The sequence below is a fragment of the Halococcus sp. PRR34 genome, assembly GCF_028617175.1.
Classification (GTDB): domain Archaea; phylum Halobacteriota; class Halobacteria; order Halobacteriales; family Halococcaceae; genus Halococcus; species Halococcus salifodinae.
Window position 1 is genome coordinate 39,759 of the sequence record NZ_JAQJDA010000013.1, and the last position, 23,458, is coordinate 63,216.

The 23,458-nt window shown below is 66.1% G+C and carries 24 protein-coding genes and 1 tRNA gene; 11 read left to right on the plus strand and 14 right to left on the minus strand.

Annotation, left to right across the window (positions count from 1 at the left end):
* Nucleotides 1–6 precede the first annotated feature (6 nt).
* From surE to PHA81_RS14610, 8 genes are all read right to left on the minus strand, one after another.
* Nucleotides 7–795, minus strand: coding sequence for a 5'/3'-nucleotidase SurE (gene surE / locus PHA81_RS14575; RefSeq protein ID WP_080510281.1), 789 nt, complete (start codon nucleotides 793–795; stop codon nucleotides 7–9).
* 92 nt (nucleotides 796–887) lie between these two features.
* On the minus strand, nucleotides 888–1,811 hold the full coding sequence (locus PHA81_RS14580) for a nucleoside hydrolase (RefSeq protein WP_005042617.1): 924 nt from the start codon (nucleotides 1,809–1,811) through the stop codon (nucleotides 888–890).
* A gap of 106 nt (nucleotides 1,812–1,917) precedes the next feature.
* On the minus strand, nucleotides 1,918–3,330 hold the full coding sequence (locus tag PHA81_RS14585; RefSeq protein WP_005042618.1) for a class I SAM-dependent methyltransferase: 1,413 nt from the start codon (nucleotides 3,328–3,330) through the stop codon (nucleotides 1,918–1,920).
* On the minus strand, nucleotides 3,327–4,133 hold the full coding sequence (locus tag PHA81_RS14590; protein ID WP_005042619.1) for a prephenate dehydrogenase/arogenate dehydrogenase family protein: 807 nt from the start codon (nucleotides 4,131–4,133) through the stop codon (nucleotides 3,327–3,329). Before PHA81_RS14590 ends, PHA81_RS14585 begins: the two co-directional genes overlap by 4 nt.
* A gap of 42 nt (nucleotides 4,134–4,175) precedes the next feature.
* A complete protein-coding gene (locus PHA81_RS14595; protein ID WP_005042621.1) occupies nucleotides 4,176–4,964 on the minus strand; it encodes a hypothetical protein in 789 nt (262 codons plus the stop codon).
* A gap of 52 nt (nucleotides 4,965–5,016) precedes the next feature.
* Nucleotides 5,017–6,180, minus strand: a complete 1,164-nt coding sequence (locus PHA81_RS14600) for a Xaa-Pro peptidase family protein (protein ID WP_005042622.1) — start codon at nucleotides 6,178–6,180, stop codon at nucleotides 5,017–5,019.
* A 285-nt stretch (nucleotides 6,181–6,465) separates the two neighbouring features.
* Nucleotides 6,466–6,663, minus strand: a complete 198-nt coding sequence (locus PHA81_RS14605; RefSeq protein WP_005042624.1) for a hypothetical protein — start codon at nucleotides 6,661–6,663, stop codon at nucleotides 6,466–6,468.
* Nucleotides 6,664–6,690: 27 nt separating this feature from the next.
* Nucleotides 6,691–7,704 carry a hypothetical protein gene (locus PHA81_RS14610; RefSeq protein ID WP_005042625.1) on the minus strand — a complete coding sequence of 338 codons (1,014 nt, stop codon included), beginning with the start codon at nucleotides 7,702–7,704 and terminating at the stop codon, nucleotides 6,691–6,693.
* 254 nt (nucleotides 7,705–7,958) lie between these two features.
* On the opposite strand from PHA81_RS14610, the gene aroA reads away from it, so the two are divergent.
* The 7 genes from aroA (at nucleotide 7,959) to PHA81_RS14645 (ending at nucleotide 16,523) form a co-directional block, all read left to right on the plus strand.
* A complete protein-coding gene (aroA, locus tag PHA81_RS14615; RefSeq protein ID WP_005042626.1) occupies nucleotides 7,959–9,251 on the plus strand; it encodes a 3-phosphoshikimate 1-carboxyvinyltransferase in 1,293 nt (430 codons plus the stop codon).
* A 71-nt stretch (nucleotides 9,252–9,322) separates the two neighbouring features.
* Nucleotides 9,323–10,588, plus strand: coding sequence for an alkaline phosphatase family protein (locus tag PHA81_RS14620; protein ID WP_005042627.1), 1,266 nt, complete (start codon nucleotides 9,323–9,325; stop codon nucleotides 10,586–10,588).
* 335 nt (nucleotides 10,589–10,923) lie between these two features.
* Entirely contained in the window at nucleotides 10,924–12,114 is a 1,191-nt protein-coding gene (aroC, locus tag PHA81_RS14625; protein ID WP_005042629.1) for a chorismate synthase, read from the plus strand.
* Between the two features lie 177 nt (nucleotides 12,115–12,291).
* Entirely contained in the window at nucleotides 12,292–12,765 is a 474-nt protein-coding gene (locus PHA81_RS14630) for a hypothetical protein (RefSeq protein WP_241430291.1), read from the plus strand.
* Nucleotides 12,765–14,336: a Na+/proline symporter gene (locus tag PHA81_RS14635; RefSeq protein ID WP_005042632.1), complete on the plus strand. Its 1,572-nt coding sequence runs from the start codon at nucleotides 12,765–12,767 to the stop codon at nucleotides 14,334–14,336. The genes PHA81_RS14630 and PHA81_RS14635 overlap by 1 nt, the downstream gene beginning before the upstream one ends.
* Complete coding sequence (locus PHA81_RS14640; protein ID WP_005042634.1) at nucleotides 14,333–14,806, plus strand: hypothetical protein; 474 nt, start codon at nucleotides 14,333–14,335, stop codon at nucleotides 14,804–14,806. The genes PHA81_RS14635 and PHA81_RS14640 overlap by 4 nt, the downstream gene beginning before the upstream one ends.
* A gap of 43 nt (nucleotides 14,807–14,849) precedes the next feature.
* Nucleotides 14,850–16,523 (plus strand): AMP-binding protein, encoded by a 1,674-nt coding sequence (locus tag PHA81_RS14645; RefSeq protein ID WP_005042636.1) that lies wholly within the window; start codon nucleotides 14,850–14,852, stop codon nucleotides 16,521–16,523.
* Nucleotides 16,524–16,575: 52 nt separating this feature from the next.
* On the opposite strand, the gene PHA81_RS14650 is transcribed toward PHA81_RS14645, so the two are convergent.
* From PHA81_RS14650 to PHA81_RS14660, 3 genes are all read right to left on the minus strand, one after another.
* On the minus strand, nucleotides 16,576–16,815 hold the full coding sequence (locus PHA81_RS14650) for a hypothetical protein (protein ID WP_049909967.1): 240 nt from the start codon (nucleotides 16,813–16,815) through the stop codon (nucleotides 16,576–16,578).
* An 82-nt stretch (nucleotides 16,816–16,897) separates the two neighbouring features.
* Entirely contained in the window at nucleotides 16,898–17,095 is a 198-nt protein-coding gene (locus PHA81_RS14655) for a hypothetical protein (protein ID WP_005042642.1), read from the minus strand.
* 22 nt (nucleotides 17,096–17,117) lie between these two features.
* Nucleotides 17,118–17,576 (minus strand): hypothetical protein, encoded by a 459-nt coding sequence (locus tag PHA81_RS14660; protein ID WP_005042644.1) that lies wholly within the window; start codon nucleotides 17,574–17,576, stop codon nucleotides 17,118–17,120.
* A 150-nt stretch (nucleotides 17,577–17,726) separates the two neighbouring features.
* Between PHA81_RS14660 and PHA81_RS14665 the strand changes: the two genes are divergently transcribed.
* The 4 genes from PHA81_RS14665 (at nucleotide 17,727) to PHA81_RS14680 (ending at nucleotide 20,657) form a co-directional block, all read left to right on the plus strand.
* Complete coding sequence (locus tag PHA81_RS14665) at nucleotides 17,727–18,503, plus strand: DUF2064 domain-containing protein (RefSeq protein ID WP_005042647.1); 777 nt, start codon at nucleotides 17,727–17,729, stop codon at nucleotides 18,501–18,503.
* 26 nt (nucleotides 18,504–18,529) lie between these two features.
* Nucleotides 18,530–18,612, plus strand: a tRNA-Ser gene (locus PHA81_RS14670).
* Between the two features lie 221 nt (nucleotides 18,613–18,833).
* Nucleotides 18,834–19,157 carry a DUF5785 family protein gene (locus PHA81_RS14675; protein WP_005042650.1) on the plus strand — a complete coding sequence of 108 codons (324 nt, stop codon included), beginning with the start codon at nucleotides 18,834–18,836 and terminating at the stop codon, nucleotides 19,155–19,157.
* A gap of 108 nt (nucleotides 19,158–19,265) precedes the next feature.
* Nucleotides 19,266–20,657, plus strand: a complete 1,392-nt coding sequence (locus PHA81_RS14680; protein WP_005042651.1) for a hypothetical protein — start codon at nucleotides 19,266–19,268, stop codon at nucleotides 20,655–20,657.
* A 39-nt stretch (nucleotides 20,658–20,696) separates the two neighbouring features.
* On the opposite strand, the gene PHA81_RS14685 is transcribed toward PHA81_RS14680, so the two are convergent.
* The 3 genes from PHA81_RS14685 to PHA81_RS14695 are packed head-to-tail and all read right to left on the minus strand — an operon-like array spanning nucleotide 20,697 to nucleotide 23,310.
* Nucleotides 20,697–21,737, minus strand: a complete 1,041-nt coding sequence (locus tag PHA81_RS14685; protein WP_049909968.1) for a lysylphosphatidylglycerol synthase transmembrane domain-containing protein — start codon at nucleotides 21,735–21,737, stop codon at nucleotides 20,697–20,699.
* The gene (locus PHA81_RS14690; RefSeq protein ID WP_005042657.1) at nucleotides 21,737–22,393 is read right to left on the minus strand and encodes a PHP domain-containing protein; all 657 of its coding nucleotides are present in this window, start codon (nucleotides 22,391–22,393) and stop codon (nucleotides 21,737–21,739) included. The genes PHA81_RS14685 and PHA81_RS14690 overlap by 1 nt, the downstream gene beginning before the upstream one ends.
* Complete coding sequence (locus PHA81_RS14695) at nucleotides 22,390–23,310, minus strand: phosphoribose diphosphate--decaprenyl-phosphate phosphoribosyltransferase (protein WP_049910015.1); 921 nt, start codon at nucleotides 23,308–23,310, stop codon at nucleotides 22,390–22,392. Before PHA81_RS14695 ends, PHA81_RS14690 begins: the two co-directional genes overlap by 4 nt.
* Nucleotides 23,311–23,458 lie beyond the last annotated feature (148 nt).

Below are 23,458 nucleotides of genomic sequence, written 5' to 3' on the forward strand. Positions count from 1 at the left end.
AGAGGCTCACTCGCCGTCGCGGTACGCCGCACAGACGGTATCGAGCGTGTCGTGGTGTTCGGTGGTGTGGGGCGCGGTCAGCGGCGAGACGCTCACCCGGCCCTCGACCACCGCGCGCCGATCGGTCCCTTCCGGGTCGAGAACGTTCCCCTCGTCCATGCGCTGCCAGATGTGGTCGCTGAGGGTGATGGTCGAACCGTCGCGGACGGCGTCCATCTCGTAGACCGTCGAGGGATGGGTGGTCTCCATCGCGGCGCGTTCGCCGGTCGAGCGTGCGGGGATCGGTGCGTTCACGTTGAGGTAGTCGGCGTGGTCGAACACGCCGTTGCCGGTGGCGTTGTCGACGAGGTGGGTCGTCGCGCGGACCGCTTCGTCGTACTCGGACTCGCGGGCGGCGTACTCCCGGAAGTCGATGTCGCCGCCGGGGATGTAGAGCGAGACCGCGATCGCGGGCACGTCGAAAAAGGTGGCCTCGACTGCGGCGCTGACAGTACCAGAACGGCCGAGGACGTACTCGCCGAGGTTCGCGCCCTGGTTGCAGCCAGAGACCACGAGATCGACATCGGGACAGAGCGAGCCGACCCCCACCACCACGCAGTCGGCGGGCGTCCCGGCGACCGCGTAGCCCAGCTCGTGTTCCTCGACGGTGACGCGGTTCGAGAGCGTGCGCCCGACCGCACTCTGATCGTCGGCGGGCGCGACGACCGTGACCTCGCCGATGTCGTCGAGTGCGTCGTAGAGCACCCGGAGACCCGTGCTCTCGATCCCGTCGTCGTTGGTCAGGAGGACGTGCATGCGCTGCATCCGGACGGGGGTCGCAAAAGCGCACCGCTGAACCATCGCCCACGGCTACACTATCGAACGACCGCCCACGGCCCGCGAGTCGCTCACAGCCCGCGGATCGCGTCGACGATCCGGTCGCGGTGGGCCGACTCGTCGACGTCGAGTGCGATCTGCGCGGTCGGGAGATCGTCGGTCGCCCCCTCGATGTCGGGGGCGATCGCCCCGCGGAAGGGGCCGTCGCCGGCCCCGACCGCGACGGGAACCTCCCGGTAGTCGAGCACGTCGTCGAGGATGTCGACGATCACGGTCGCGTCGTGGATCGCCTGATCGCCGGCGAGCGCGCCGTCCCGGATCGCCTCGACCTCGCTGTATCCGAGCCACGCCGCGAGCGTGCGCTGGGGTTCGTCTTCCTCCGCGAGTTCCTCGATCGTCCTCGCCGGGACCGTCGCTGCCTCCGTGACATCGAGGCCGACCACCTTGGGCGTCGCGCCGCGGAACACCCGAGAGACGGCCTCGGGATCGACATAAAAGTTGAACTCTGCCGCCGGGGTGACGTTGCCGGGACACAGCGCCGCGCCGCCCATCAGGTAGATGTCGTCGACGGTCGCGGGGAGGTCCTCGTCGATGGCAAGCGCGGTTGCGAGGTTGGTCTGGGGACCGATCGCGACGATCGTGAGGTCGTCGCCGTATTCACCTACTCGATCGCGGATGAACTCGACGCCGTGCTGGCTGACGGGCTCGCCCGTCGGTTCGGGCGGGTCGCCCCTGATCCCGCCTGGGCCGTGGATCTCCTCGGCGGTTTCGAGGTCACGACACAGCGGGCCTTCACACCCCCGCGCCACGGGCACGTCGGTTCGATCGAGGTGTTCGAGGATCGAGAGAGCGTTGTGGGTGGTGTTTTCGACGGCGGTGTTGCCGGCGACGGTGCTCACGCCGACGACCTCGATCTCGTCGCTCGCGAGCGCGATCGAGAGCGCGACGGCGTCGTCACAGCCGGGATCGGTGTCGAAGAGGACTTTCTGGGTCATGTCCCGCCCTCGTGGGCGATCGATATATACTGTGGGACGAGGGCTCTGTTTCAGGCCGACCATTCGACGAGCCTCTCTGGATTTCAGCGCACTCGCCGACCACACATCACACGGGAATCCGGTCGACGACCGTCTCGGCGTCGACCACGAGGTTGTAGGCGTCCTCGTCGTCGTTCCAGAGCAGGAGACCGTTCTCGAACCGGAGGAGTGAGCCGTACTCCGCCGCGAGCAGGTCACGATTGAGTGCCGACTCGCGAACACAGACCGCGTAGTGATCGGTTCGCTCGCTGCCGTCGCTGATCTTGAACAGCGGGTTGTCGCCCGCCGCGAGCGAGTGGCTGAGCTTCGCGGCCACGAGATCCACCCGTTCAGAGACGTGGCGTTCGGCGTCCGCCATCTTCGCCGTGCGGCCGGCGTCGGGCGTGAACTCGATCCGTCGCCGGCCGTCGGTGCGGAGGATCGAGTGAGAGTACTGAACGTCGACGTTCACGAACTCGCCTGGTTCAGCGTCGGGACCGCTCGCTGCATCGTCTAGCCGGCGTTGAAACGGCGGCACGGCGAGATCGGGTTTCACATCGAACGACCAACCGCGATCGGTGGGCGCGTGGCCCGGCCACAACCGCACCGTCGGCGCGTAGATCGACGCTGGCCCCTCGTCGGCCACGCTTCGCTCGATCTCCCGAAGACCGATCGACGTCTCGCGGTCGGCGGGGGCGAGCGCGACCACCGAGCCGTCGGCCGCGAGCGAATCGAGCGCGCGCTCGACGATTCCGATTGGTTCGTCGAGCTCGCTCAGGACGTTCGCCGCCAGCACGAGATCGTACTCGTCCTCGAACGTGAACTCCTCTATCGGAGTGCGGTGGATCGTTGGACGGAAGTTTTTCCCTGTGCCGTCGAGCAGCGCGTCGAGCACGTCGGCCGCGGGGCTCGGCTCGACCGCGTGATACTCCACGAGGGCGTCGTCGGGAAGGAGGTCGGCGAGGCCGATGGCCGGGCCACCGACACCAGCGCCGATGTCGAGAACCCGCAACCGGCGAGGAAGCAGTCCGTCGGCGGCGAGGTCGGCGAGCACGTACTGGATCGCGGCGTAGTAATCCGGGAGGTGGTAGATCGCGTACGCGAGCGCCGTCTCGGCGTCGTACTCTACCTGTGCGCCCGCGAAGTACGATTCCTTGAACGTCCGGATGCGCTCACGGAGGCCGTTGCCCGATTCGCCGTCGGGCCATCCAGGACCGCACCGTTCGACCAGCAGGTCTTCGAGCCGTCTGGCGTGGGACTCGGGAAACCGCTCGACACCGTCGAAGTCGAGGGCGATCGGTTCCTCGGAGACGGGGACGAAGATCCCGTCAGCCCGCTCGACGAGTCCGAGATCGACCGCCGACTCCTGGAGGACGGTCCGAACGGCGGCGGGGTGGGGCTGGCCGTCGACGTACTCGTGGATCTCTTCGGGGTCGATCGGGCGGATCTCGCGGAGATACTTCGCGTTCGCGCGGACCGCCTCGCGCTGCTCGTCGTTCATCGCTTGCCCTCACGGCCGCCGGCCGGATCGTCGCTCGGTTCGTCGTCCGATCCCCCAGCGTGGGCGTCGCGTGCCTCTCGATAGAGCCGTTCGAACTCCTCGTCGTCGGCGTTGGCGATTCGCGCTGCGGCGTCGGCGACCGCCTCCGCGCCGTCGAACGCGGTCTGGATCTCGCTGTAGACGTCTGGCGATCCCGAGAGGATCTGGTCGGCGAGCGTATCGAGCGGACCGGAGATCGGGGTGTGAAACTCCTCACGAACGTCCTCGGCGGCGAGTGCGTAGGCGAGCACCGCGGCGTGGGTGCGGGCTTGAACTGTGGCCATCGCCTCGTCGTGCTCGTCGGGCGTGGTCTCGAAGAGATCGTTCTCGGCCGCGAGCGCCGCGCGGATCTCGTCGGTCACCGGACCGGGTGCGTCCGCGACCACGGCGACGGTACCGGGCGAGTTCTCGGGTGCGAACAGCGGGTGGAAGCTCACCCGCTCACGGTCGGGGGCGTGCTCGGCCATCGCCGTCACGGGGTCAGTCATCACTCCAGTGATGTCGAAGATCGCGCGGTCGGCCTGCGTGGCGTGCGCGGCGATGCGTTCCTCGACCGCCGAGATCGGGACCGCCAGACAGACCGCATCGAAGTGCTCGTCGCTGTCGAGTGGTATCGTCCGTCCGTCGATCGCGTCGGCAGCGGCCGTCGCGGCGTCGGGATCGGCGTCGGCGAAGGCGAGTTCCGTGTCGGCCGTCCGTTTCGCGGCGACGGTTCCGGCGAACCACCGGCCCATCGTGCCAGCGCCGACGACGAGTAACTTCATTGGCCGTCGTTTCCCGGCGGGCGGCAAAAGCCTGTCCGACCGCTATTCGAGTCGCTCGCGCAGCATCGATTCGACGGCGTCGGGATCTCGAAGGGTCGCGATCGAACACCGGAACGGTATCGGCCACGGAAGGCGGCGATGAATCGTCAGCGCGTGGTCGGATCGTGCGATCGAGTGGAGCCGTTCGAGCGGGACAAAGGCTTCACCCAGCGCTCCCGAGCGGCGTACCACGAGGCCGGATTCGAAAAGCGCGTACTGTCGCTCGCGGCCCGTGACGAGTGCGTAAGCGACAAACACGCCGCCGAACGAGGCGAGGAACGTCGTTTCCGTCTCGAATTCGAGGGCGGTCACGAAGCTACCGACGATGACCACCACGGCGCCGACGAGCCACGCCGCCCGGACCCCCCATTTGTAGCGGGCGTCGGGTTCGGCGTTCCACTCGACGAGGACCCGCACGTGCGCCACGTAGCAGCGCATCGCCACGACACCCACGACCAGTCCGGCAACTGCGGGCGGAAGCAGGTAGCGGAGCCACCCGAGGGTGGCTGAAAAGGAGATGACGCCGAACGAAGCTCCGACCATGACGGCCAGCAGGGGAGCCGTCGGAGCAAACCCGAGCACGGAATGGAGGCGGCGTTCGACCGGCCACACGTCGGGATCCGTCCGCGACGCTGCGACGCCGGAAACGACGAGCAGGGCGGCGATAGCAGCCACGAACGGCAGCCGGGTGAAGAGACCCCGCCCGGTCGCCGCGGTGGCGGTGACGAGCACGACTGCCCCTGCGTAGACACCGAGCGCGAGATCGAACGCGTCGATCGGCGGGCGGCGCATGTCCTCCCCAAAAGTCACCTGGTTGAAAATGTTGGTGATCGAATCTGATTCGTTACTCGACCCGGAGCGTCTTCGGGTAGTCGGTGAGGTTCTCGTACCCGTCCTCGGTGACGACCACGAAGTCCTCGATCCGCACGCCGCCGACGGCGGGATCGTAGAGGCCAGGCTCGATCGTGACGACGTTGCCGGCTTCGAGTTCCTCGCCTTCGAAGCTCAGGCTCGGCATCTCGTGGACCGCGAGCCCGACGCCGTGGCCCGTGCCGTGGATGAATCCCGTCTCGGTCTCGGGGTCTGCTCTGAGAGTCGGCTCGCCCGAATCCTCGTAGACGTCACAGACCGCGTCGTGGATCTCGGCTCCCGTCGCGCCCGGTTCGACGGCGTCGAGCGCCGCGTCGAATGCATCCTCGGTGAGGTCGTACCACTCTTCGATCGCGTCGCTCGGCTCGCCCTTCACGAACGTTCGGGTCATGTCGGCGTGGTAGCCGGTCTCGTTGTCCCGGGGGAAGATATCGACGATGACCGCCTCGTCCGGCGCGATCGGGCCGCTGCCGCGATCGTGGGGATCGGCGGCGTCCGCACCGCTCGCGACGATGGTCTCCGAGAGCGCACAGCCCTCGCGGATGAGCGTGGTCTCGATTGCGGTCTTGACGCGCTCGGCGGTGAGTGTCTCGCCGTCGTGGACGAGTCGATCGCCATCGATCGTGGCTTCGCGCAGGAGTTCCTCGGCGGCGGCCATCGCGCGCTCGTTGGCGCGCTGGGCACCACGGACGTGGTCGATCTCCTCGTCGGTCTTCACGGCTCGAATGTCGGTGAGAACGCCCGCACCGTCGTCCTCGCTTTGCACCGCGACGTCGCGCTCGCGGAGGTCGTCGGCGACCCCGACCGGGAAGCGCGGCGGGACGAGGACGGACGAGACGTCGTGATCGTTGAGAAAAGCCGCGAGCACTTCGCCGGCGGCCTCACGGCTGCCAGCGCCATCGGTGTAATCGCTGTGGCGCGCGACGGTCTCGGCCCGGCTCGCGGTCGTCGCGCGGCCGTATTCGAGCGCCGAGACCAGGAGGTGCGTGTCGCCGTCGTAGAGCGTCACGAAGGGGTCTGGCGCGTCGAATCCCGAGAGGTAGCGCTGGTCCGGCACGTCGGAGTCGGCGTCGAGGAGGTAGCCGTCGACGCCGGCCGCGTCGAGCGCTTCGTCGAGCGCGGAGAGGTCTGGGTCCATGCACGAACCCTCGTCAGGCGCGAACAAAACGGTAGTGCTTCGGCGACCCTCGGCCTGAGATTGTGACGATCGTCAATACTTTTTCGTCTGGAACATGGTTTGTTGTGGTGACGCACGGCTGCGCGCCGCTACGTCGGCGCGCAACTCCCGTGCGAGGGATGACTGAGCGACGGGCGAAGCCCGAGCGAAGGAATCGGCCGGGGAGGCGTGTGGCCTACGGTTCTCGTTTGCGTCGGGCTTCCAATAGGGCAGGAGAGATTACTAGATCGGCTGGTTGGTCAATCGCTACTGTTGCTGATTTGCGAACTCAACGTAGCCGCTGCGGGTTTCTTCGCGTAACAGCTTAGCCATCTCCACAGGGTCTCTTCCGTCAGTCATCTCGATTTCTTTCTCCACTACCCACCCTGCGTCGCTATACAGCGCGACCTGTACGACGTTATCCTCAGTTCCGAACACGAGTGTTACCGTTGCTGTTTCAGACATGTCCTCATGGGTCAACTCGTCTTCAAATTAGATTGGTTCGAAGTAAACGAACCCACCGTCCCACTCGTCCTGCGTTTCACTCCATTCATCTAGTTCCACATTTTCAACCGGGCGTTCGGGGAGTGATTTTATCACTCGATGATCGGTGAAACAGACCTCGCATTCCTGATCGAGATAATCTAGGGGGTTGTGGTTCTCAATCCGTCGCTTCATGCTTTCTGCGTAAGCACGAAACGAACCGGATTCGAGAGTCTGTTCAGGGTTCTCCAGCATTCGCTCCGCTATTTTTTCTTGACTCTGCTCGGACGCTGTACGCTCTAACACGAGTGTGCCACGTTGAACGAGGAAATTCTCGATGTCGCGTGGGATTCGTTGGGGTGTTCGGATTCGTCCTGATTCCTCTATTTTCGTGTTATTGAATCCGTCGGCGTGAGGGGGTTGAATACACGTCATAAACACTATCTTGGGCAGTTTGATGTAATAGTATGTTCCCGCGCCGCAGACGACTGTGGCGTCTATCGCACGATCCCGATAGAATTCCCATCGGTCAGTGAGTTCGGACGAATCTGCTTTCAACTTTAGATCGTTAAATAAAATCATGTGATGCGTGAATGGGTCTTTGTGAACCGGTTCGTCGTTCAGGATGATGTCGTGCCAGATGTCTCGCGCATCCTTGACGGCTTCTCGTTGATGTCTTGGCAGATTTTTCCACTCTGAAAGATCCGAGTGGATGAGTCGCCAGTTTACGGAAATATGGAATCGGTGGAGCCAGTCGTCGTGACTGAACGAGGTTGAGTCTCCTCGTTGATATGGGTGGTATATGTATCCTGCAACGGGACTCTCGAACTTGTTGAGGTGCTCTTCGCAGTCTGGGCACAGCAACTTCTCGTTGTAGTCTTGTATTCGTTCGTCAGGGTTTTCATATCCCCGAAGGAATGGTGATGCCGAACTGTTTTTGAGTTGTTTGAAGACAAATCTGGGGATGATGTGACTGTCTCTGAGTTCCGCTTCGTCACCACAGAGTGCGCATTCGGAGGGCATCGAATCGTGTCGATGTTAGTAGTTTCAAGACTTATAACAAGAGGGTTAATTCGAGATATCGTTGATGTCTGTCTGATCAACAATATCGACGGAGGAAGCTCTGTCTTACTGTCGCATAAACTCAAATGGAAATTCTGCTGAGTATACGTTCTGTATCTTGCACGCCGTTTCTGACGGCCGCTGGAGAGAGCACACAAATCGGAATACGAATTCTGTTGCCAATCCCTATACCATCCCCGTCCGTGCGGGCGATCATGGACGCCGAAATCCGCGAATCCGCGGTCGGGGGACGGGTCGACGCGCCGCCGTCGAAGAGCTACACCCACCGGGCGATCCTCGCGGCGGGCTACGCCGACGGGGAGACCCTGGTCGAACGCCCGCTCGTGAGCGCCGACACCCGGGCGACGATGCGCGCCGTCGAGGCCTACGGCGGAGACGTCACCGAAACCGACGACGGACTCTCGATCCAGGGGTTCGGCGGGCGACCCGAAACGCCCGCGGACGTGATCGACTGCGCCAACAGCGGCACGACGATCCGACTCGTGACCGCGGCGGCGGCGCTCGGCGACGGTCTCACCGTGCTCACCGGCGACGAATCGCTGCGCTCGCGCCCGCACGGTCCGCTCCTCTCGGCGATCGAGGATCTCGGGGGCCGCGCCGAGAGCACGCGCGCGAACGGCCAGGCACCGCTCGTCGTCGGCGGGCCGATCGAGGGCGGGACGGTCGCGATGCCTGGCGACGTCTCCTCGCAGTTCGTGACCGCGCTCCTGCTGGCCGGCGCACGTACTGAGAAGGGAATCGAGATCGACCTCGAAACCGAACTCAAGTCCGCGCCCTACGTCGAGATCACCCGCGAGGTGCTCGCCGACTTCGGGATCGACACCCGATCGTCGGACGCGGGCTTCGCGGTCGCTGGCGGCCAAGCCTACGCGGCGGCGGACGGCCGGTATCGCGTGCCTGGCGACTTCTCCTCCATGTCCTATCTGCTCGCGGCGGGTGCGCTCGCGGCCGACGAGGAACTCGAAGTCCACGGTGCGTCCCCGAGCGCCCAGGGCGACGCCGCCATCGTCGAAATCCTCGATCGGATGGGCGCTGCTGTGGAGTGGGATCGCGAGGCGGGCGTCATCACGGTCGGCCGATCCGAACTCGCGGGCGTCGAGGTCGACGTGGGCGACACCCCCGACCTCCTGCCGACGCTCGCGGTGCTCGGGGCCGCGGCCGACGGCGAAACCAGGATCGTGAACGCCGAGCACGTCCGATACAAGGAGACCGATCGAGTGAGTGCGATGGCCGAGGAGTTGGAAAAGATGGGCGCACGGGTCGAAGAGACACCCGGTTCGCTCACCGTCCACGGTGGCGACACCGATCTCCGTGGGACGCGCGTCGACGGCCGTGGCGACCACCGGATCGTGATGGCGCTCGCGGTCGCCGGGCTGATTGCGGACGGCGAGACGACGATCGCGGGCGCGGAGCACGTCGACGTTTCCTTCCCCGACTTCTTCAGGGAGTTGGCGGGGCTGGGAGCGGATGTGCAGACCACAGAGTGAGCAGCGAAGGCGGACGGCAGCGATATCTGTCCGATCGGTGTCTTCTTTGTCCACCGAGGTGATTTCGACTCGTGCTCCGAACCGATCTCGCCGCCACCCTCCGCGAGGACGAACTCGCGCCAGGCCTCGTTCGTCCCGCGTGGGAGGACTACTGCTTCGGCAACGTCGCCGACACCGTGCTGTCGCTGTTCGGCGACGACGCGAGGCGGCCGCTCCCTGAGGACGTGTTCGACGGTGTCGATACTGAGGGAGTGGAGCACGTCGTCGTTGCGCTGGTCGACGGGTTCGGCTGGAACCATTTCCGGCGCGCTCAGCCCGATCATCCGTTCCTCGACACGCTCGCCGAGCGGGCGACGGTGACGCCGCTGACGAGCATCTACCCCTCGGAGACGGCGGCGGCGATCACCGCGCACAACACCACGACCCAGCCCTGCGAGCACGGCGTGCTCGGCTGGTGGGCGTATCTCGATGAACTCGGGACGACGGTCCAGACGCTCCCGTTCGCCGACGCGGGCGACGACCCGATCGCGCAGACCCACGACACCGACGCCTCGGTGCTGGTCGACGAGCGACCGGTGTACGACCGACTGTCCGGCGATTCGGTGATCGTCGCCCCGACGGGCCAGGCGGATTCGTCGTACTCTCGCCAGGCGACCCGCGGCGCGCGCCACCGCGACTACCACAACGTCGCCCAGGGTGCCTACCGCGTTCGCGAGGAACTCGAAGCCGCGACCGACCCGACGTACTGCTATCTCTACGTGCCGAGCGTCGACTCGCTGGCCCACCACGCCGGCGTCGCTCACCCCGAAACTGACGCCCAGCTCGGCTCCGTCCTCGACGCACTGGAACGGGAGGTGGTCGAACTGCTTGCTCCTACGGTGGCCGAACGGACGTTGCTCGTCGTGACCGCCGATCACGGCGAGGTCGACGCGACGCCCGAGACGACCGTCGATCTTCGAGACGTCGCCCTCGACGAGCATCTTCGCCGGGACGCGAACGGCGATCCGTTGCGGCCGCTCGGTGGACCCCGCAACCTCCAGTTCCACGCCCGCGAGGGCCACCGCGACGCGCTCGTCGAGGCGATCGAAGCGGGTCTCGATCCGCTGGACCCGGTGGTGATGACCCGCGAGGAGCTGCTCGACGCGGACCTGTTCGGCGACCGTGAGCCGAGCGACCGGTTCGAGCAGCGGTGTCCGGACGTGCTCGCGGTTCCGCGCGACGGGTTCGCCGACGTGACCGACGAGGGGCTGTCCTACGTCGGAATGCACGGCGGGATGCACCCCGACGAGATGCTCGTGCCGTTCGCAGCCGCTACGGTCGATTTGTTGCAGGACTGATGGTGGCGCGCGGGAGCGCGTCGGAGACGCGCGACTCGTGCGAGGGATGAGTGAGCGAGGGCGAAGCCCGAGCGAAGGAATCGGTTGGGGAGGCGTGTGGGCGGTGCGGTCCTTGGTAAACTCGAAGGGTAAAACGAATCGAGTGAAGGCTCCGGCGGTCGCGGCGCGGTGCGGTAACTCCAGCGACTGCGTTCCGCGAACGAGCGCGCAGCGCGAGTGAGCGGGTGTTTTTAGTCCAGGTTTTTGGAAGGGGTTCGAGGGAGCGGAGCGACCGAGGACCCCTTGTAAAAAAGTGGGATTGCAACCTTCAAATCCCTGCGCGCCAACTCCGATCCATGAACGGCAACGAGTTCGGGCGGCTCTTCCGCGTCACCACGTTCGGCGAGAGTCACGGCGAGGCGATGGGAGTCACGGTGTCGGGCTGTCCGGCAGGGTTGGAACTCGACGAGGAAGACATTCAACGCGAACTCGATCGGCGGAAACCAGGCCAGTCACAGATCACGACCAGCCGAGGCGAGCCCGACGCTGTCTCCATCAAATCCGGTCTCCAGGACGGCTACACCACCGGAACACCCATCGGCATGGTGATCCAGAACAAGGACGCTCGCTCGGGGAAGTACGAGCCGTTCATCACCGCCCCCCGACCGAGTCACGGCGACTTCACTTACTCGGCGAAGTTCGGCACCCGCAACTGGGGCGGCGGCGGGCGCTCCTCCGCCCGCGAGACCGCGAACTGGGTCGCCGCCGGCGCAATCGCGAAGCAGATCCTCGCAAGCGAAGGGGTCGAGATCAGAGCGCACGTCAACCAGATCGGCGATATCCAGAGTCCTGAGGTGAGCTTCGAGGCGATGGGCGAACACACGGAGGAAAACGAGGTCCGGTGTGCGCACCCCGAGACCGCCGAGCGGATGCGCGAGCGGATCGCCGAGTATCAGGAGGAAGGCGACTCGATCGGCGGCTCGATCGCCTTCGAGATCCGCGGCACGCCCCGGGGCCTCGGCGCACCACGGTTCGACTCCGTGCCGGCGCGACTCGGCCAGGCAATGTTGAGCGTGCCCGCCGCCACGAGCTTCGAGTTCGGGTTGGGGAAAGAAGCCCGTCAGTATCGGGGAAGCGAGCGCAACGAGGACTGGACCACCGACGAGAACGGTGATCCCATTCCGGTCGGCAACGACCACGGTGGTCTCCAAGGAGGAATCACGACCGGCCAGCCGATCACCGGGGAGGTGACCCTCCACGCCCCGACGTCGATCCCGAAAGAGCAGACCACCGTCGACTGGGAGACCGGCGAGGAGAAGACCGCTCAGGTCATCGGCCGGCACGATCCCGTCCTCCCGCCGCGGGGCGTCCCCGTGGTCGAGGCGATGTGCGCGCTCACGATGGTGGACTTCATGCTCCTGGGGGGACGGATCAACCCCGATCGACTCGACGGGAAGGCCGGCGAGTACGACACCGACTACCACCCAAGCAGCCCGGAGAACGACCCCGCCGATGCGCCGACGAGCGCCGAGTCGACCGAGGACTGAGATCGGTATCGACCGCCGGCCGGGTTCGGTATCGACTGCCGACGACATTCTCCGGAGAACGGTTCGTTCTGGTCACAGTCGCCAAAACTGTCGGCCGTCAGCGGCGTCGATCGCGCTGCGATCGTGGGTTAACATGTTAATGCGCATCTTTAACACGCTATCCGTTGACGAACGGCCGTGTCACGTAATACAGTCATGACGGCGGTCGGCGTCCTCGCGCTCGGGGCGCTGGTGGCCACGATCCTGGGGTCGTTCCGTGCCCTCTCGTACATCGCCGCGCTCCTCATCGTCGGTGTCGTCGCGAGTTCGTCGATCGAACGCGGATCTCGCGAACTCGATCTCGCCCCGTACAGGGGGCTGATAGCACTGCTTGCGACGACGCTCCTCGCCGGCGTGACGGCGATCTGGCTGCTCTGGTCGCCTGGCCAGACCGAGTACACCTACGTGTTCGGGATCCCGCAGGCGACGCTCGCGTATCTCGTACTGATCTGGCTCGTCCCGCTCGCCGGGGCGATCCTCTACTCGCTACGATTTCCCGCGATCGGCGGCGACGAGATCGTCGACGGGATCATGGAGCGGGCGCGGTCGGCCCAGGAGGGACGGCGGCTCCCGTTGGTGCCCGACCGGACCGCTCGGGAGGGTGACGACTAATGCTGCCCCTCCAGGCAGAAATCCCGGTCGCCGACGATCCGTTCGTGTTGCTGTTCGGCTCGGTGTATCTCCTGATGGTGCTCGCCATCGGGGCGTGGGGGTATCTCCAAACCGAATCGACGAAGGATTTCCTCATCACCGGGAAGTCGATCGGGACGTGGGTGCTCGCGCTGACGGCCTTTTCGGTCATCCAGTCGGGCTTCGGGTTCGTCGGCGGGCCGGAGCTGATCTACGCCTACGGGACCACCTCCTTCTGGATCTTCCTGACCGCTCCACTCGGATTCCTCGTCACGTGGGTCGTCCTCGCGAAGCGGATGCGGATCCTTGCGGACGTCAGAGACGTGCTCACGCTCGCCGACGGGATGTACGTCCGCTACGAGAGCGCGTGGGTCCGGGGACTGACCGCGATCGCGGTCGTCGTCGGCGTGATCGCGTATCTCGCTACCAATCTCGCCGCGCTCCAGTACGTGATGCGCGCCATCTTCGGGATCCCCGTCATCTACGGGCTGTTCGGCGGCGCACTCATCCTCCTGCTGTACAGCGCGCTCGGCGGGATGATCGCGGGCGTCTGGACCGACTTCGTCCAGGCGATCACGATGATCGTTGGCGCGGTCATCGTCTTTTTCTTCGCGATCTCCTTCGGCGGCGGGATCGGGAACATCTCGCGGAACCTCGCGACCGCCGATCCGTCGTTGATCTCGCCCTTTGGCTCCCTCGGCGTCGACGCGGCGCTCGCAGCGCCGATCTTCGGTGCGTTCGGCTGGTGGATCATGTTCTCGATCGGGGCGGCCGGCCAGCCCCACCTCATCACGAAGTTCTACATGAGTCGGAACCTCAAGATACTCCGATGGGGTGCGCCGATCGCCGCCATCTCGTATGCGATTTCGAGCCTGCTTGCGCTCTCCACAGGACTATCGCTGCGCGCGATGGTCGAGGCGGGCGAGACCTCCGCCCCCGCGAGCGCCTCGATCGCTGGCCCGGTGTTCGTCCTCGAACACACACCCGGTGTCGTCGCCGGCCTGATCCTCGCCGCGCTGCTCGCCGCGATTATGTCGACTAGCGACTCGTTCCTCAACATCGGCGCGGCGGCGATCTCCCGAGACATCCCGCGCGCGCTGGGCCGCACCATCGACGACGACCGGACCGAGCTCCGAGTCACCCAGGGCGCGCTCGCCGGGCTCACCGTGATGGCCACGCTCGTGGTCTTCTTCTCCGACGAACTCGTCGGCATCCTTGGCACCATCGGCTGGGGCTTCTTCGCCGCCGCCATCTTCCCGATCGCGGCGCTCGGGATGAACTGGAAGGGCGCGACGAAGCAGGGAGCCATCGCCGCGGCCGTCGTCGGGATGGCGATCAACATCGTGTTCAGTGCGGTGCCGCGGATCGGCCAGGCCGCGGGAGCCGAGGCGTTCGGGGGCGCGATCACCGACTTTTACGACGGGCTGTTCACCGGTCTGCCGGTCGGCGCGGCCGCGCTGCTCGCGGCCATCGTCGCGTTCGTCGGCGTCTCGCTCGCCACCCAGTCCGACTCGTCCGTTCCGGAGGACGTCGCCGCCATCATGGAGCGATGAGCCAGCGCGAGATGCAGCCATCGACAGGCATCGAGGGACGGTTCACCGAGTGGTTCCGGAACCGGCCGACCTCGCTGGAGTTCTGGGAGGTGCTGATCGGCGAGGATCGACTCGCCTGCTGTTTCGCCGGCGAGTCGTTCAGTTCCCATCTCCTCCGGGCCGACATGGGCGAGTCGACCCGTCGCGCACTCGACGACTGCTCGACGATCGAGGCGGCCGTCGGGCTCGACGAACGGAACTTCGTCGTCCCGCTGTCGTCGGTGACGGTACTCCGACTCCGCAAGGGCACTCGGACCAGACGGGCACGGCTGACGCTCGCGTGGGACGACGCTGAGGGCGAAACGTCGTGGACGCTCTCGAACACGAACCGTGGCGACGAACAGGCCGATCTCGTCGAGATCCTCGCCGAGCGCGACGCGCTGGCCGAGGCCGAAGTCGAGATCGAATCACCACGGCTCGCCTTTCTCTGAGGCGAACCGTTTTCTGGACCCCAACTGACGTTACCAACGACCAATGACCTGGACACTCACCCTCGACGACGACAGCTACGAGACGGCGCGCGAGCGGTTCGCGTGGGGACTGCCCGACGACTACAACCTCGCATACGATCTCGTCGGGAAGCACGACCCCGATCGGCCGGCACTCTATCAAGCCTATCCCGACGGCCGCCGCGAGACGTACACGTTCGGCGACCTCGACGCGCTCTCGGATCGCCTCGCGAACGGGCTCGCCGAGCGCGGGATCGAACGTGGCGATCGCGTGGCGGTCGTTCTCCCCCAGCGCCCCGCAAACGTCCTGACCCACCTCGCGTGCTGGAAGCTCGGCGCGATCTCGCTCCCGCTGTCGGTCCTCTTTGGTACTGATGCGCTGCGCTATCGCCTCGACGACAGCGGTGCGCGGGTCGTCGTCACCGACCCTGACGTGACGGAGACCGCGCTCGACGTGGCCCCCGACTGCGATGCGCTGGAACACGTCGTCGAGGCCACGCCCGGTGACGTTGCGGACGCCGGAACGCCGACCGAGGGTGCGATCGCGTTCGCCGATTTCCTCGCTGACGAGGGGTTCGAGACCGCCGAAACGGACGCCGATACGCCCGCGGTCATCCTCTATACCAGCGGCTCGACCGGCCCACCCAAAGGAGTGCTCCACGGTCACGGCGTCTGGGTCGGGCACTGTCCGGCCTTTGCGATGTACTTCGAGCACGATCTCGATGGTGTCTACTGGACGCCCGCCGACTGGGCGTGGATCGGTGCGCTCGGCGACCTCGTGTTCCCCGCATGGCACTACGGCCAGCCTGTCGTCGGCTACCCGATGGAAGGGTTCGACGCCGAGACCGCGTTCTCGCTGCTGGCGGAGTTCGACGTGACCGGGGCGTTCGTGCCGCCGACGGCGATCCGGATGCTGATGGGGATCGACCATCCGGCCGAGCGGTACGATCTCTCGCTCGAAGCGATCTGCTCGGGCGGCGAGCCGCTCACACCCGAGATCCTCGATTGGGCCGACGAGACACTCGCTGGCGTGGTCGTCAACGAACTCTACGGCCAGACCGAGGCGAACCTGCTCGTGACCAACAGTCAAGAGTGGTTTCCAGCCCAGCCAGGCAGCATGGGCAAACCGGTGCCGGGTCACGACGTGGCGATCGTCGATCCCGAAACCGGCCAGCAGCATCCACGCGGCGAGACCGGCGAGATCGCCGTCCGGCGTGGCGACGACCCGGTGATCTTTCAGGAATACTGGAACGAACCCGAGAAGACTGCGGCCGCCGCCGTCGAAAACTGGCATCTGACCGGCGACCTCGGAACACGCGACGAGGACGGGTATCTCTGGTTCAAGTCCCGCGACGACGACCTCATCATCACGAGCGGCTACCGCGTCGGGCCGGGCGAGGTCGAGGCGGCGATCCTCGACCACGCCTCCGTCGAGCAGGTCGGCGTCATCGGCGTCCCCGACGAGACCCGCGGCGAGATCATCAAGGCGTTCGTCCAGCCCGTTGCGGGTGTGTCGGGTTCCGACGGGCTGCGTGAAGAAATCCAACAACACGTCCGTGATCGTCTCGCGAAGTACGAGTACCCGCGGGCGATCGCGTTCGTCGAGGATCTTCCCCAGACGACGACCGGCAAGATACAGCGCCGAAAACTTCGCGAGCAGGAATCCAGGGACGGGGACGCGACGACGAAAACCGACTGAGGCGAACCGGCGGAGTTGGCGAAAGCAGGCGTTCGGTTCGCCCGTCGCCGCCTCACTCCGTGATCGTGAGCACGCCGTTGTTGGCGGCGACCTCGCTCGCCTCGGCGGGGAGTTCGAACTCGAACTGCTCGTCGCCGGCGATCACGATCGCCGTGTCGTCGAGGATGTCGACCGCGAGATCGCCGCGAGCGGTCCCGAAATCCACGGCGACGAGGCTGCCGTCGTCGTAGTCGTGTTCAGTGACCACGGTACCCCGATCGTCGGCAGTCCGCAGTTCTTGGGGTGTCCTCACAGGTGTGTGTTGGTTCTCGGTACGGGTAAGCACTCTGCTCGCGGATGCCGGGCGGTCCGGATCGGCCGTTCTCCGCGTCGAGTCACCAGTACGGGTTCGCGAGCCACCGCCGCGAACGGCTGCCGACTGCGCTCGCGGCCACGACGTACAGGGCGGCGAGCGCCACGACGATCACGGTCGTAAGCTGGAGCGCCGAGAGCGCGAGCGTTACGAGCGCACCGATCCCCGCAAGAAGCGTCGCGGCAACCACGACGGCGGCGGCGAGTTGTGAAGCGTGCATCGGAGATGCTGTTGGGGGTCGATCAGGCGACCGGTTCGTGTTCGCGTTCTGGCTCGCAGGCGTGTTCGATCGACTCGACCAGCGCCGCCAGTTCGTCGACGGACTGGCCGTGGGCGATGTCGCCCGAACGGTCGTTCCAGTCGACCACGCTGGCCGAATCGAGCTTCGGGAGGTGGTTCTGAAGCAGGGAGACGTAGACGGTCTTTCGCTGTTCGGCCGAGACCGCCGTGGGCGCGATGTCGTTTTCTTCGCCGGCGATCGTTCGTGCGAGATCGCCCATCTGGACGCTCTCGTCGCGATCGAGCGCCGAGATGTGGCGGATGACCGCGCGTCGGCGGGCGTTGCTGATCAGCTCGCAGACGGTCTCGGTCGAGAGCGGGATCGACCCGGTCGGCCGATCGGTCTCGTCGGCGGCGCTGAGTCCCGAGAGGAGCCACTGTGGGACGCCCCACGACGAACCGGCCGCGTTGTCGGAGACCATTGTTCTCACGCGTTCGGACACGGCCATCGTTGATAAGATTCGCGGTCCGCCGAAACCGCCACCAGTCGCACCGATAGCGACTGCAGCCACAGTTCGGCCCCACCGCGCCCGAGCCGCGTCGTTGAAGGGACCACGACGCCGATACCGACCATGCCCACCACCGCCGTGCTCTGTGATCCGCCGCACGAAGGACTCGTCCTCACCGAACTGGCGGCGACGACACCGCTCTCGAAAGCCGAGACCGCCGATCTCTACGCCGCAATGTATGCCGACACCCTTCGGGCGGTCGAAGCCAGCGCGAGCGAACTGCTCGTCAACTACCGATCCGACGAAGATTTGCCAGGGGAGCCTGACGGCGAGGACGCTGACGACGCCGAGAGTGCGGTGCGCAACCTCGCGGACGTGGCGCTCGACGATCCAGGGGCAGCGCGCTACGAGGTCCAGATCGGCTCGACGTTCGCGGCCCGGATGGGTAACACTGTGAGCCATCTGCTCGACACCGAGGACGCGGGCTCGGTGGCGGTGATCGAACCCACCGTCCCCTTCCTGACGCGCAGCGCCCTCGACGGGATGGCGATGAAACTTCGCCGGAGCGACGTCGTGCTCGGGCCGGCGTCGGCAGGTCGGGTTCACTACGCCGGCTTCGCGTCGCCCATCGATTTCGAGGACGCCGACGCACCGCCCGCGATCGAGACACTGACCGATCGTGCGCACGACGCCGGCCACGAGGTCGACTTCGGCCCAATGGCCCCTCTCATCGAGACCCGCGAAGACATGATCGGCGCGCTCTCGCTGATCCGGGCGCGCCGGCGTGCCGGCCGCGAAGTGCCGGCGCGAACCGCCGCGTGTCTCGACGATCTCGGTCTGGAAGTCGTCGAAAACGAGGGCGACCTCGCGCTTTCGAAACCGGACACCGACAGCGATTAGGTGCGTGGGTCGATAGACCCGATCGCGGTGGGGTGGCAGAGTGGACTATCGCGCCTGTCTTGAAAACAGGTGGCCTATGGCCTCATGGGTTCGAATCCCATCCCCACCGATGGCTTGCGAACATCCTGTGAGCGCCTCGTGCGCGAGCAAACCACGTGAGCAAGCAATCGAGACGTTGGGATTCGAAGTAGACCAGTCGCAGCCCGCACAGCGAACGAAGTGAGCGAGCAGGAACGTCTGGCCGTCGTTCGAATCCCATCCCCACCGCGTTTCTCGTGACCACGCACGACGAGCAGCAACCCTTTTGCGCCGACCGATCCATCGACCGGTATGGCTGACTGGCCGCACGATCCCGACGGCGAGGAGGGCAGCGAGGGAATGCGCAAGTACGGACAGGCGATCGTGGCGAAGAAAGTCGACGACGAAGAGGACTTCCCGCTCGACGTCGCCGCGTTCGTCGATGCACACGGCGACGATCCGATCCGGCTCAACCACGAACGGGTCGTGAGCCTCCGCGAGGTCTTCGACGGCGTCGAGGACGAGGAGATCGACGACATTCAGACGATGCACCGGCGGGTCGGCAAGGCGATGCGCGCGAACGGGTTGTGGGAGTACACGCCCGGCTCCGACGCGGCAAGTCGCGGCGGAGCCTAACGACGGACGGGTTTTCCGTCCCTGAGTCACGGGCGGGCCGCACCGTTCGATCGATCGTGTTTGCGGCGAGACGGAAGTGCCTAAACCCCATCGATCGGAGGGGTGGACATGGCTGGCGGCACCGATTCCAGGTCGCGCCCGGGACTGTTCTCGTTCCGTGAGATCCTCGTCGCGGGCTGGGTGACGGTCACGTCACTGATCTTTTTCAACGTCTTCGTCCGGTTTTTCTACCGCACGATCCTCGACAACGACGTCGGGGTGCCGATCCACTGGCCGATCAGCAAGTTCGCGGTTCGGCTCGGTCGTCTCGATATCTCGCGTGTCGGGGTGCTGGTCGTACTCGCAGTCGTCGTTTTCGCGGTGGCGACCGCGTATCTCCTCTGGTTCGATCGCACCAGCCTCTGGCCGGTCGTCGTCGCCGGGGCGGTGTTGCTCGTACTCACCACGCTCACGCAGGGCCATCAGGCCGGACTCATCAGACCCATTGCCAACGGCGGGTCGTACTACCGCGCGGCGGTCACGGTCACCGATCCGGTCGCGTTCGTCACGACGTTCGAGGCGAACCAGTTGGGGCTCCCGCTCCACGCGCGGACTCATCCGCCGGGGGCCGTACTCTCGTTTTGGGTGCTCGATACGCTTCTCCCGTCGACCCGCGCCGTCTCGCTCACCGTTGGGATCGGTTCGCTCGCGCTCTCGGCACTTCTCCTCCATCGACTGCTCGTGACGTACTACCCCCGCGACGTCGCCCAATACACCACGTATCTGTTCGTCCTTCTGCCCGCGGTTCAGATCTACTCCCTCACGACCCTCGATGCGCTCATCACCGTCGCGGCGCTCGGCGCGATCTACTGCTTCACCCGTGAGTCGCCGATCGTGGCGACGTTCGGCACGCTCGTCTGCCTGTTCGTCGCCGCCTCCCAGACGTTCATGACCGTATTTTTGGGGCCTGTACTCGTCGGGCTCGCACTCTTGCGCCGCGACCGCATCGCACCGCTCGTCGTGATCGGCCTCTCGTCGCTCGGAATTTATGTCCTCGTGAACGTCGTCCTCGGCTACGACTACATCGCCTCGTTTCTGACCGCCTCCCATCAGCAGAACCCGAACGGCTTTTTCCCGCTCGCCGAGCCGCTGCGCTATCTCACCACGCGAGTCGAGAACGTCGCCGAGATCGCGCTCTTTTTCACGCCGATGCTCGCGGTGCTCGCGGTTCGCGGGGTGGGTGTGCTGTGGCGGTCCGCACGTGGTCTCAGCAGGCTCGACCGCGAGCCGCTCGTCATCTTCGGGCTCGCGGCCGGATCGCTACTCGGGCTGTTCGCCGTCGGTGTCTATCACACCGGCGAAACCGCTCGCGGCGCGATGTTCATCTATCCGTTTTTGATGATTCCAGTCGCCGCCGCGATCCGAGCTGCCGACCCCACGAGACGGCGTGAGGCGCTGCTCGCGGCCGCAGTGTTCGGACAGGCACTCCTGATGCAGCTCGTCGGGGACTACCTCTGGTGAGGGGTGCGATAGCAAGGTTTGTCGCCGTCACCACGTCGCTCATGCGTCGGGACTCGGCTCGTCGGCGAGATACTTGTGCGCCGAGAACACGATGAACCCGAGGATCGCCGCGTACCAGAGCGTGCCGACCCGGATCACCATCGTCGCGCCCGCCGCGACGGATTGGGAGATCCCGAAGGTGAGCAGGAGACCGGCCATGCTCGCCTCGGCCGCGCCGAGCCCCCCCGGAAGCATGCTGACCGCGCCGATCACGGAGCCGAGCGCGAAGACGAACACTCCCACGAGGAGCGCGGACTCAACGCCGAATCCCGCGAGTACGATCCAGAGCGCGACGCCTTCGAGCCCCCACGCGATGATCCCTAACAGAGTGGCCACCGAAAGCGGCCGGAGTCGGAAGAGCGCGTAGGTGCTCTCGTAGAACCGTTCGAGCGACGCGGCGTAGTCGCCGACGACCGGGAGCGACTCGGCGGCATCGAGCAGTCGGAGGCAGCCCGCGCGCCACTGGAGCAGCCCGATTCCGGCGGCGAAGGCGACTGCGAGCGCCACGAGAACCGTGGGCGAGCGGCCGTAGGCCACGACGCCGACCCCGGCGAGCATGGCGAGCGAGACCAGATCGGTCACGCGCTCGGCCCCGACCACCGAGGTCGTGAGGCTCGCTGGGGTTCCCTCCATGTCGCGCAGCAGCCACGCCTTCCAGACCTCGCCGGCCTTGCCAGGGGTGACGACCATCATCAGCCCGCTGAAAAACACCGTGAGGCTGGTTTTCAGCGGGATGTCGACCCCGAGTTCCCGGAGGTAGAACTCCCACTTCCCGAACCGGAAGGCGTAGCCGACGGTAGTGAGGCCGATCACCGCGGCGAATGCGGGCCACTCGAACCGGGAGAAAGCCTCGACGACCCTCCCGGCGTCGGCGTAGAGGAAGAGCGCGCCGAACACCACGAGCGTGAGCACCGCGGTGGCCTGGACGCCGTGCTCGCTCACCCACCGCCGAAGCCGTCCGGGCTGATCGTCAGCTTCGTCGCTGGGGTCCGCGCCACCCGGCTGATCGGATGAGCCGCCCGTTTCGCGGTACTCCGCCATCACCGCCACCCCGCGGCCGCGCGGCGCGCCTGGTGAAGTTTGGTGGCGACGTGGCCCGAGAGATATCGCCCGCGACCGCGCGGGACGGTCGTGCCGGATCGGATGGCCTCGCGGAGCGATCCCTCACACTCGGTGTACGCGCGGCCGACCTCCATCGGGAAGTGGGCGTCGCTCCCGCCGGTCGTCGCGAGGTCGTGGTGGGCGGCGAACGCGCGCGCTTCGCGGTTGAACGACTCGCGGACGCACCGCGCGTTGACCGCCTCGACGCCGTCGACCGCCGCCGCGAGTTCGGCGAGATCGGTGTCGTAGACCTGGCGGAGCGCGTCGAACGGATGGGAGAGCACCGCGAGTCCGCCCTGGTCGTGGATGTCGTCGATCACCGAAAGCGGGTCGGTTTGCGGGGGCGCGCGCTCGACATCGATCCCGAGGAGATGGCCTTGTGTGGTCGTGACCTCGACGCCCGAGACGACATCGATATCGTCGGGCGCACACGACCCAACGCGCTCGACGTTTTCGAGCGTGTCGTGATCGGTGACGACGATCCCATCGAGGTCCGCTTTCTCGGCAGCGCGGGCGACCGCTGCGGGCGATGTCGCCGAGCACGGCGAGGCGTCGGTGTGGACCTGAAGATCGTACCGCGAGCGCGACCGACTCATCCGACCAGCCCGACGAGCCACGCCCGCGGGCGTCCATAGAGCACGACGACCGCGACGACCCCCCAGAGCGCGAGGTTGAGCAGCGACTGACGGTCGAACAGGAGCGTGCCCGGCGATGCGGCCATCCCGCTCGTGGTGTGAACGAGATGGTGGTATCGAAAGACGCCGAAAAAGGCAAAGGGGAGCGTGAGCATCATCGCGAGCTTCGCCCCCGTGAACGTGTAGATCGAGTACGAAATGAGGAGCGTGGAGATGACCACCACGAGCAGCTGATCGAGCGTCTCGGGGGTGTACTCGTCGAGCGTTGCGCGGGTCTCGGCCGGGTTCGCGCTCGCCGCGAACTCGTGGCGGCGCTTGCCGAGCGCGAGCAGGAGTGCGGCGAGGAACGTACAGACCACGAGCCACGGGCTAAGTGCGACGCCGATCGCCACCACGCCCGCGACCGCCCGCAGCACGAACCCGAAGGCGATCAGGAGGACGTCGACGAGGACGACGTCCTTCAGATACAGTGAGTACGCGGCGTTCTGGACGAGATAGGTCGCCACGATCACCACGAACAACCCTCCAAGGGTGTACGACAGCGCGAACCCGAACAGGAGGAGGCCGACGCCGAACGCGGCCGCGGTTGGCACACTCACCTGGCCGCTGGCGATCGGCCGCTTTCGCTTTTCGGGATGGCGGCGGTCGGCCTCGACGTCGCTGATGTCGTTGAAGATGTACGTCGCGCCGGCGACCGCACAGAACGCCGCGACGCCGATCGCGACCTGCCCCCACGCGACGGGATCGAACAGCCGGCCCGAGAACACGATCGCGATCAGGAGTACCGCCTGCTTGTACCACTGCCACGGGCGGATCTCGCGGGCGAGCCCGGCGGCGGTCCGTGCGAGGCTCGCCTGATGTGTCTGCGCCTCGGCCATTGTCCCTCGTGTGTCGTCGCGAGCCATAAACCTGACCGATCGATACGCACCGTTCCGGATCGTTTCGTCCCTCCGTCGGGCGGTCGAACGGGTGAAATCACCGAACGAGTGCTCGAAGTCGTATCGGTAGATAGTTGAAACCGGGTCG